The following is an 8,518-nucleotide window of genomic DNA, read 5'->3' as shown; positions in this document are numbered from 1 at the left end:
AATAACGTTTTTTTGTACTTGGGGGTAGTAAAAAGGCTTAAGTTGATGGGCATGTTGTCGTACCCCCGTTTAATGCTTTTACGCTATTTGGATAATGTGAAATAACTTTTTCCTTAACTAGTTGTGCAGTGATTATTGAAATGTCCATTCTCTCACCCTTTAATTCGGAAGATTCCCTTAATTCAAAAGACAACTTTACTATTATTTGACAAACGCAAGGAAAATCCTCCCAACCATCCTAATATAACAAACAACAATTTTATTTTATTACAATGGCTTTCTTCAATATCCCATTTATGATAACGTGATTTTATCACTCTAAATGCTCTTCATATACTCTAATAATTTCTATTGCAGGGTCTATGTCTTGTAATTTATGAGCCAAACTTTCTACACCAAACACTTCTGTAAACGTATGACTGCCTACAATTAAATTAATCCCTTTAAATTTCGCATGTTGAACTGTATATAATGTTTTTTCACCTGTTATGTACGTGTCACACCCTTTTTCTAATGCACGTTCAATCAAATTTGTATTGTTTCCTGCACCGGTTAAAATCGCAATCCGTTTTACTGGTTTATCGTGATTTCTCCAGCTCTTCACTTTCTCTTCCATTTTTTCTTCAAGTTTTCCAACTAAGTTTGAAAAAGGAATCGCTTCTTTATATTCTCCTATTCCCGGTAGTTCTTCTTCCTCATACGTGGAATATTCCAGTATTGTATCTATCCCAATTCCGTTAAATAACGATGTACACGTGCCAAACTTTACAAAATCTAACGGTAAATGAACCCAAAAATGATTCATTTCATATTGCTTCAATTTCTCAATACAAGCCTCTTCCATACCAAATAAAAAACTCCACGGCGCATGATGTGTAACTATCATATCGACTCCATTTCTATACGCTTCTTCAATAGTTTCTAACGTTAAATTTGTTGTGTAACCGATTTTGTGAAATTCATCTTTACTTCTATGAGTAAAACCATATTCATCATCACCGTATTTATGAAGATGCTCTCCAAATAGTGATGTTATATGTTCGTTAAACTGCTTTATATTCATTTTATTTCTCCTTTCATTTACTTTTATATTTCAAAAATAAGGAAATACTAAATAAAAACGTTACATACATATAGGAGGACACCATGAAACCTGAATTTTTAAAAGCTATACATGATGCCATTGGAAATGTTGAACACATTCATATAGAAGAAAGCGGTGCTGACAGCTTACTTATCCATCATGATGATGCACAGCAATTACAACAAGTCGCTAAAACGCTAGAAAATAACAATTTTCGCTCTGCTTTAAGAACAACTGGAGATGCTTCGTATATTGAAGTATTGAACAGATAGTGAAAGTCCGGATGTATGCCGGGCTTTCTTTTTTTATATTGAAACTTCAAACTCTTTCACATACACCGCTGTTCCAGCGATATCTATTTGTAACTTTTCGTTTTCTATCCCTTTCGTTACATAAACGGTTACACGACCATCTTTATTTATTTCCTGTCCTTGCTCAACGATTAAATCCAATTCATGTTCAAAATCTTTCTCTAAATACTCCGCATAATACGCTCCCATTACACCTGAAGCTGTTCCTGTCACTGGATCTTCAATCGTCCCAGCGTAAGCTGATGAAAAATGACGGCCGTGCATTTGTGCTAGTTCATCATAAGTTTCTAGACAAATTGGGTGAATAGAAGCATTAGGTATTTCTTTTAATACTGATGGAAATGCAGCATTATTAGGTTTCATTCTCTCACATGCATTAAGATTTTTAATCGGTACAATTACAGTCCAATTTCCCGTACTTCCATATACAATCGGTAAACTTACATCTAAATCATTTACTTCTAAACCAATACTATGAGCTAATTCTTCTTTTGAACCTGTAAACTCTTTAAACTGAGGTGCTGCCTGTCTCATTTTAATAAAGGTTTCTCCATTTTCATTTACACGTATTTGTATCGGTAAAATCCCAGCCTTCGTTTCAATCGTAAGGTTACTTTTCTCTTCTAATAAACCTTTTTCGTGCAAGGCATATATCGTCCCTACCGTCCCATGACCACATAAATCCATTTCAAAACCAGGTGTAAAATAGCGCATTTTTATATGTGCTACTTCTGAAGAAAGAACAAAAGTTGTTTCGTTAAATCCAATTTTTTCAGCAATACGCTGCATTTCCTCTTCCGTTAATCCATCTGCATCTAATACAATACCTGCTGGATTTCCCTTATTTGGTTTATTCGTAAATGCGTCGTAATGAAATACGTTTATAGTCTTCATTTTCTTTTCTCCTAATCTACTTTAAAAATTTTATAATAAAGCTCTGTCTCCGTTTTCATCGAACAATTATTTCTCCAAAATATCCTCTGCATCTTTTCATTTGAAGTATGCGTGCTTCCGATGTAATAAGTAGCCCCCATTTCCTTTAACATATGTAAAGATTGAAGATGCATATGAGAAGCAACTCCTTTCCCGCGATAATAAGGCATTACTCCAAAGTAAAATAATCGTCCTTCACTTTCTGTTCCAGTTTCTATATGTGGTATGGACATACCAATTGACCCAGTTTTATCATAAAAAACAATACATGACTTTTCCCAACCCTTACCTAACTCTGTTTGCACGGAATAAAAATGTTCATCGATAGTTAAAATTGAAGTTTGATTCCCTGAACCCGACATACATTGTTCCCAAATATATTTAAATTCTTTTTCCGATAACGTTCCTTCTGCTATTGATCGATATGTATATTGTTTTTCAACCATCTCTACATTGTTTAACTCCCTACACACTTCTATCTTTGCTGCATGTAAAGAAAAACCCGCATCAAGTAAGACTTTTGCACTTGTGTTATAACTACTAAACCTTTTGTTTAAGACAATACTTGCTCTTTTTAACTCCCAATTAAAACAAACCTCTTCAAATCTACTTATCTTTTCTTTATATGTTTGTACGTTATACAAAACATCTTCTTCTATTTCTTCAATTGTCACTGCATTTGGTAAGCCATTTAATACTTTTTTAGAAGGACCAAATAAGTTTTTAATGACTGTAAGATCGTACTTCACCACTTCACCTCCAATCTACAATTTCTATCCGTAATAACCACTCTCATATACTCATCTCCTTATTTTTAAAATAAATAAGAAAATCCATCCACTTACCATTCTCTAATGAAAATGCCTCTCTCTTGCATTCAAATGAAAAGCCTGCGCTTTCCGCAAGACGCACTGATGGCTCATTATCAACATGTATATGTAATTCGATTCTATGAAAATTAAGGCTATTAAAAAATAACGATAACGTAGCGTTTACACTTTCTACCCCATATCCATTTTTCCAATATTGATTATGAATAGAGTAGCCCATCATTGCCCACTGATAATCCATACGTAAAATTTTTATTAGCTCTAGCTTTCCAATATTAGCCCCATCTTCTTTACGAAAAATACCTAATACATACATCTCATCTCGATGTGCTGCTTCATCAAACCCTCTAATCCATTCCGTGAACCATTCTTTTGTTGGTGATGCCATAACTTGATAGCCATTGTCATATTTATACTGCGATGGCAGTCTCTTATTAAATCCATCTAACCAACTTTCGTAATCATCTTTTTGAAATGGACGGATAATGAGTCTATCCGTCTCTACTTCTAATAACGGTAGCTTCATTTACATCTCTTCCTCCAGTAAGTGATTGAATATTCTTTGTTATCTTACACGAAATACAAAATCTAGTAACAAACCTTATGCCCATCAACTTAAGAAATTAGTAGTTCCCCAATACGAAAAAAATAAGTCGAATTCTATAATTAACTGTATAAGGGGAAATTTTTCATTTTGAGGTAATTCCAAACCCTCGGCTTGATAACGATGTGACGGTCGCCCTCCTTAGGAGAATTACTTGGATTCACTAATGAAAAAATTGTACAAAAACGTCATTTTAAATAATCAAGTCAGATTATCTATTTCTAACTTGATTATTTAAAATATAAACCTTTGCCCACTGGCTGAACAGTTTCAAGCACAGTGTCAACCATTTCTTCATTAATCAAGGTTCTTATAATCCAAGCTGAGAGGTCTTGAGCAGCAAAACAACCTGCGGCAGTCGAGATATTCCCTTCGTTTACGAATCTTTGTTCAATAACGTCTACATCAAATTCTTTAAGTTGTTCTACTACAGATGGATATGTAGTTGCTTTTTTGCCAGTTAACAATTTTTTAGCTCCTAGTAGTAGTGAACCAGAGCACATAGAGCCTATTAATTGTCTTTGAAGATCTACATGAATGCTATTAAGATATTCTTGATTTTGATATAAACCTTGGACCCCCTTGCCACTTGCAAATATTACTGCGTCAGCGGAAGGTATATCAGATATGCTTCCTGTCATGGGGATACGTAAGCCAGACATGGATATATGAGTTTTTTCCGTTCCTAATAGCTGGACATTCCAATCAGAAATACCGCCAACTAAACGTACACGATTTAATAAATCCCATGGTAAAAAAACATCTATATCAGTAAAGTTATCGAAACAGACTATCGCAATTTTCATTCTCTAGCCTCCCAATTATTGAAATATTAAAAACATTTTAATTATAACAATTTCAAGTGGAGGTAGCGAGGTTTAAATTGCCTAATAGCCGAATATCGTTCGAGCGTTACCAAGCTAAAAAATTGCATCAAAAAAACAAAAACGTTTATACTCTCCACTAACAGAAACATTAACAAAAACCCAGTCATGCTTTATACATAACTGGGTTCTCTATCGTTTCATAATTTTCTATTTCACAAGAACTACATCTCGTAATTCCCTCTTCAACACTTTTCCTAAAGCATTTTTCGGTAACTCATCTATGAATACCACTTCTGGTATTTTGTAACTGGCTAATTTCTCCTTACAATACTGAGTAATACTTTCTTCTGTTAATGTTGTTTCGTCATCCTTCACAATGTAAGCTCTTGGAACTTCTCCCCAAAAGTCATCTGGAACTCCAACTACTGCAACTTCTAAAACACCATGTATTTCATGAATGACATCTTCTACTTGATCTGGATATACGTTGTCACCACCGCGTATGATAACGTCTTTATATCTTCCCATAATATGCAGGAATCCATCATCATCTATCATGCCAGCATCACCCATGTTAAACCAGTTATCTTTTACTACCTTCTTTGTCGCCTTTTCATTATTCCAATACCCTTTAAACATGTATGGACTTTTCACATGAATCTCTCCAACTTCATTTGTTGTTAGTTCATGTCCTGTTTCCGGATGAACAATTTTCACCTCTACATTTTTCAAAGTCTTTCCTACAGAAGACATCTTTTCTTTTCCCATCATTGGATGCCATGAGGTTACAACCCAACCTTCTGTACTACCATAACCTTGCACCATATATATTCCTTTTTCCATATATTTTTGAATGAGTGTTTCTGGCACTTTTGTACCACCGCTTTGTGCTACTTTAAAGGTTGAAATGTTACGTTCTTTTTTATTTAATTCATCAAGCATGTAACTATAAACAGCTGGGAACGCAAGCATCGTAGTAATTTTCTCTTCTTCAATCTTATCCCAAATAAGAGTAGGATTCGAATCAGCTAAGAAAATCATCGTAACGCCATGATAAATACAATTTAAAATAGAAAGCACGCCACTCATATGGAACAATGGATGCACAGATAAAAAGCGTTCACCTGCTGGAATTTCTCTTTGGCCCGCAATTTCAGCAAAATAATGATGCAAGTTTTTATGTCCAATTACACATGCTTTCGCCTGTCCAGTCGTTCCTGAAGTAAATAAGTAAATGGCATCGTCTTCTTCATGAACTTCTACGTTCGGTTCTGTCGTTGGCTGTTTTTGCAACTCTAATTCAAATGAACCAAAGCCTTCTTTTGTCGTTTGAATTACATAAGGGATTTCTTTTACAGCATCAATCTTTAATAATACTTCACTAAATTCTTCATCAATAACTAACACTTTTAATTTCGCTTCTTTTACAATCGTTTCTAATTCATAAACAGTAAGCTGATGATTTAGCGGAATAAATACCGCTCCAATTTTTAGACATGCCATCATAACGCTTGGAAATGGGTGATTATTTTTGCATAGTATTCCTATACGCTCTCCTCTTTGCACACCATTATGTAACAAATATTGTGCAAGCTGATTTACTCGTTCATTATATTGCTGAAACGAATATCTTTTCTTTCCCCCTACAAGCGCTTCCAAATTTGGTGATTGCATTGCTCTCTTTTGTAATAATTGTCGCATCGTTCTCAAGTAAAACTCCCCTTTATATATGTTAGGGTTTTTATTTTACCAGATTAACTATTAATTTACTAAAGATTACACTTAGTGAATATAAGAAGAATATAAAATAGCCATTTACTTGTGAAGTAAATGGCTATTTTTCATTATATATTAGAATACTTCTTGTTCATCACATATTGCACATACTCAGGTGCACTTTTATCAATCTCTTCATCACTTAGTTTATATTCTGCACCATATAAATAAAAGGAAGGCATAAATTCCATACCCGTATATAAGCATGTAGCTTGGAATGGTTTCGTCAACTCATCCATTGTAATCCCACTATTTTCATAGTCTTTTTCTAATCCACCTATAGAAATAGCTACACCAAATTCTTTCCCCTTTACTTTATCTCCTTGTGATCCGTATGCAAATCCATATGTTAATACATCATCGAACCACTTTTTTAATAATGGTGGTGTGCTGTACCAGTAAAGCGGAAATTGAAATATATATCTGTCATGCTCTACTAATAACTTTTGCTCTTCTTCAATATTAAACTCCCAATTCGGTGCCACCTTATATAATTCATGCACCGTAATTTCATCTGAATGTTTCTCAAGTTCTTCTATCCATCTTTTATTAATTTTTGATTTTTCAATATGAGGGTGTGCTACAATTACAAGTGTTCTCATCATTTTCCAGCCCCTTTATAAATTAATCAATCCTTTACGTATTAGTATGAATGAGTTACATATAATTGAAAAGTACGTACTTTCAGGTACTATAGGAACCTTGAAGTACCTTTGGAGGTGTTATATGAATCAAAATGATAATTGTCCAATTGCAACAACACTCGATGTAATCGGTGGAAAATGGAAAGTTCATATTTTATGTATTTTGTCGGATGGAAAAATGCGAACAAATGAAATTAAACGAGAAATCCCAAACATTACACAAAAGGTTCTTACACAACAACTTCGGCAACTTGAAGCTGATGGGATTATCTATCGTACCGTATATCAAGAAGTACCACCAAAGGTTGAGTACACACTAAGTGAATACGGAAAATCTTTAATGCAAATAATGAATGATCTGTTTGAATGGGGAAAAGATCATCAGATTAAAAGATTACATGACTAAAAAAGCACTATATACTTTGTTTAATCCTCTACGTTCATATTTTTTATTTTTATAAAGTTTATTTTCATCATTTTTTAGCTAACTTGTTTTCTTAGATTGATGGACGTGACCCCACATCCATCAATCTAAAAAGATACAATTAGAAAAATGAGATTTCTATAAAGTTTCGCATATAAACACTACTTCCGCCTCATTAAACGCTCGCTCTACTTTTTCTAATCTCAATTGTACGTAAGCTATAAAGAAGCACCCCTAAACCAAGAATTTTTTCATTATTAGACGCATTAGAACCTAAGGTAATAGTAGCTACATTTAAACCCATAAACCTTTCACTCCATTCTATAAGCATATAAAAAGATACTCCTTAAAAGTAAAAAACGCTATTCTCTCTGTAAAATTATAGAAAAGAATAGCGTTTTTTATTTTGAAATAGAAGTCATTATTTAAACTAAACATGCTAATATTGATTTTGTACGATTGTCCGTTACCTCATAATAAATTTCTAATCCTTTCCGAGTACCTGTAACCATTTTAGCAGCTTTTAGTTTAGATAAATGTTGACTAATTGTACTTTGAGGCATTTGTAAATCCCCATACATTGTTGTTACATTAGTAGGGCCTTTTGCAAGCATTATTTTTACTAAAGATAGACGAACCGGATGCGCCAATACCTTTAACACCTCAGCGATTTCTTGAAACATTTCTTTTTTTTCTTTCATCTTATTTCTCCCCTTTTATATACATATTTATGTTATCCATATATATAATTCGAAGGTATATGCGTTTTTGTGTCCGTCATTTTAAAAAAATATAAAAAAACTTTAATCAGCCCGACCCCCACCTAACTTCTTTGCTTCCGCTGAATTTTGAGATGGAGGTCTTACTGCCCGGCAAATAGCGAGATACATCCTTTTAGCTTTGAAATGAATCTCTCACTTCCAGATTCTATTGATTCTTCTTTTCATTCCCTTGCTGGTGGCCTCTATTTTCTTGTTGAGACCCCCTACCGTTGTTCCCTTGCTCGTTTCCATCATTTTCTTTCTGGGATCCTCTTCCATTGTTCCCTTGCTCGTTTCCGTTATTTCCCTGTTGAGATCCTCTTC

11 protein-coding genes and 1 pseudogene are annotated in these 8,518 nt (G+C 34.0%); 2 read left to right on the top strand and 10 right to left on the bottom strand.

The annotated features are described in order from the left end of the window. Positions 1-52: 52 nt before the first annotated feature. Both ACODS7_RS29910 and ACODS7_RS29905 read right to left on the bottom strand, forming a co-directional pair. Positions 53-193, bottom strand: a pseudogene (locus ACODS7_RS29910) (aminoglycoside phosphotransferase family protein); the annotation flags it as partial. Positions 194-313: 120 nt separating this feature from the next. After that, the gene (locus tag ACODS7_RS29905) at positions 314-1,063 is read right to left on the bottom strand and encodes a Nif3-like dinuclear metal center hexameric protein (protein WP_029442878.1); all 750 of its coding nucleotides are present in this window, start codon (positions 1,061-1,063) and stop codon (positions 314-316) included. An 83-nt stretch (positions 1,064-1,146) separates the two neighbouring features. Between ACODS7_RS29905 and ACODS7_RS29900 the strand changes: the two genes are divergently transcribed. Continuing rightward, positions 1,147-1,356: a hypothetical protein gene (locus tag ACODS7_RS29900; RefSeq protein ID WP_001992924.1), complete on the top strand. Its 210-nt coding sequence runs from the start codon at positions 1,147-1,149 to the stop codon at positions 1,354-1,356. Between the two features lie 33 nt (positions 1,357-1,389). Here the strand turns inward: ACODS7_RS29900 and ACODS7_RS29895 are convergent, their stop codons facing one another. The 6 genes from ACODS7_RS29895 to ACODS7_RS29870 all read right to left on the bottom strand — a co-directional run bounded on the left by ACODS7_RS29895 (position 1,390) and on the right by ACODS7_RS29870 (position 6,967). Continuing rightward, positions 1,390-2,289 (bottom strand): PhzF family phenazine biosynthesis isomerase, encoded by a 900-nt coding sequence (locus tag ACODS7_RS29895; RefSeq protein ID WP_050844340.1) that lies wholly within the window; start codon positions 2,287-2,289, stop codon positions 1,390-1,392. Between the two features lie 11 nt (positions 2,290-2,300). Next, complete coding sequence (locus tag ACODS7_RS29890; protein ID WP_029442880.1) at positions 2,301-3,077, bottom strand: GNAT family N-acetyltransferase; 777 nt, start codon at positions 3,075-3,077, stop codon at positions 2,301-2,303. 43 nt (positions 3,078-3,120) lie between these two features. Next, the gene (locus ACODS7_RS29885) at positions 3,121-3,684 is read right to left on the bottom strand and encodes a GNAT family N-acetyltransferase (protein WP_029442881.1); all 564 of its coding nucleotides are present in this window, start codon (positions 3,682-3,684) and stop codon (positions 3,121-3,123) included. A 308-nt stretch (positions 3,685-3,992) separates the two neighbouring features. Next, positions 3,993-4,568: a DJ-1/PfpI family protein gene (locus ACODS7_RS29880; protein WP_029442882.1), complete on the bottom strand. Its 576-nt coding sequence runs from the start codon at positions 4,566-4,568 to the stop codon at positions 3,993-3,995. 228 nt (positions 4,569-4,796) lie between these two features. Continuing rightward, positions 4,797-6,290: a class I adenylate-forming enzyme family protein gene (locus ACODS7_RS29875; RefSeq protein ID WP_080681835.1), complete on the bottom strand. Its 1,494-nt coding sequence runs from the start codon at positions 6,288-6,290 to the stop codon at positions 4,797-4,799. 143 nt (positions 6,291-6,433) lie between these two features. Then, positions 6,434-6,967 (bottom strand): NAD(P)H-dependent oxidoreductase, encoded by a 534-nt coding sequence (locus tag ACODS7_RS29870; RefSeq protein WP_016080832.1) that lies wholly within the window; start codon positions 6,965-6,967, stop codon positions 6,434-6,436. 124 nt (positions 6,968-7,091) lie between these two features. On the opposite strand from ACODS7_RS29870, the gene ACODS7_RS29865 reads away from it, so the two are divergent. Next, positions 7,092-7,415, top strand: coding sequence for a winged helix-turn-helix transcriptional regulator (locus ACODS7_RS29865; RefSeq protein ID WP_016080831.1), 324 nt, complete (start codon positions 7,092-7,094; stop codon positions 7,413-7,415). Between the two features lie 193 nt (positions 7,416-7,608). On the opposite strand, the gene ACODS7_RS29860 is transcribed toward ACODS7_RS29865, so the two are convergent. Together ACODS7_RS29860 and ACODS7_RS29855 are read right to left on the bottom strand one after the other, a co-directional pair. Then, positions 7,609-7,764, bottom strand: coding sequence for a hypothetical protein (locus ACODS7_RS29860; RefSeq protein WP_176545363.1), 156 nt, complete (start codon positions 7,762-7,764; stop codon positions 7,609-7,611). 94 nt (positions 7,765-7,858) lie between these two features. Beyond that, positions 7,859-8,134: an ArsR/SmtB family transcription factor gene (locus tag ACODS7_RS29855; RefSeq protein WP_000660066.1), complete on the bottom strand. Its 276-nt coding sequence runs from the start codon at positions 8,132-8,134 to the stop codon at positions 7,859-7,861. Between the last annotated feature and the right edge of the window lie 384 nt (positions 8,135-8,518).

The organism is Bacillus sp. FG16, from assembly GCF_057809515.1.
Note: the sequence above shows the minus strand (reverse complement) of the source record. Positions and strands in the feature narration are given on the sequence as shown.

Coding starts and splice junctions, on each gene's coding strand:
- ACODS7_RS29905 (WP_029442878.1), bottom strand. CDS start 1,063: ATGAATATAAAGCAGTTTAACGAACATATAACATCACTATTTGGAGAG.
- ACODS7_RS29900 (WP_001992924.1), top strand. CDS start 1,147: ATGAAACCTGAATTTTTAAAAGCTATACATGATGCCATTGGAAATGTT.
- ACODS7_RS29895 (WP_050844340.1), bottom strand. CDS start 2,289: ATGAAGACTATAAACGTATTTCATTACGACGCATTTACGAATAAACCA.
- ACODS7_RS29885 (WP_029442881.1), bottom strand. CDS start 3,684: ATGAAGCTACCGTTATTAGAAGTAGAGACGGATAGACTCATTATCCGT.
- ACODS7_RS29880 (WP_029442882.1), bottom strand. CDS start 4,568: ATGAAAATTGCGATAGTCTGTTTCGATAACTTTACTGATATAGATGTT.
- ACODS7_RS29875 (WP_080681835.1), bottom strand. CDS start 6,290: ATGCGACAATTATTACAAAAGAGAGCAATGCAATCACCAAATTTGGAA.
- ACODS7_RS29870 (WP_016080832.1), bottom strand. CDS start 6,967: ATGAGAACACTTGTAATTGTAGCACACCCTCATATTGAAAAATCAAAA.
- ACODS7_RS29865 (WP_016080831.1), top strand. CDS start 7,092: ATGAATCAAAATGATAATTGTCCAATTGCAACAACACTCGATGTAATC.
- ACODS7_RS29860 (WP_176545363.1), bottom strand. CDS start 7,764: ATGCTTATAGAATGGAGTGAAAGGTTTATGGGTTTAAATGTAGCTACT.
- ACODS7_RS29855 (WP_000660066.1), bottom strand. CDS start 8,134: ATGAAAGAAAAAAAAGAAATGTTTCAAGAAATCGCTGAGGTGTTAAAG.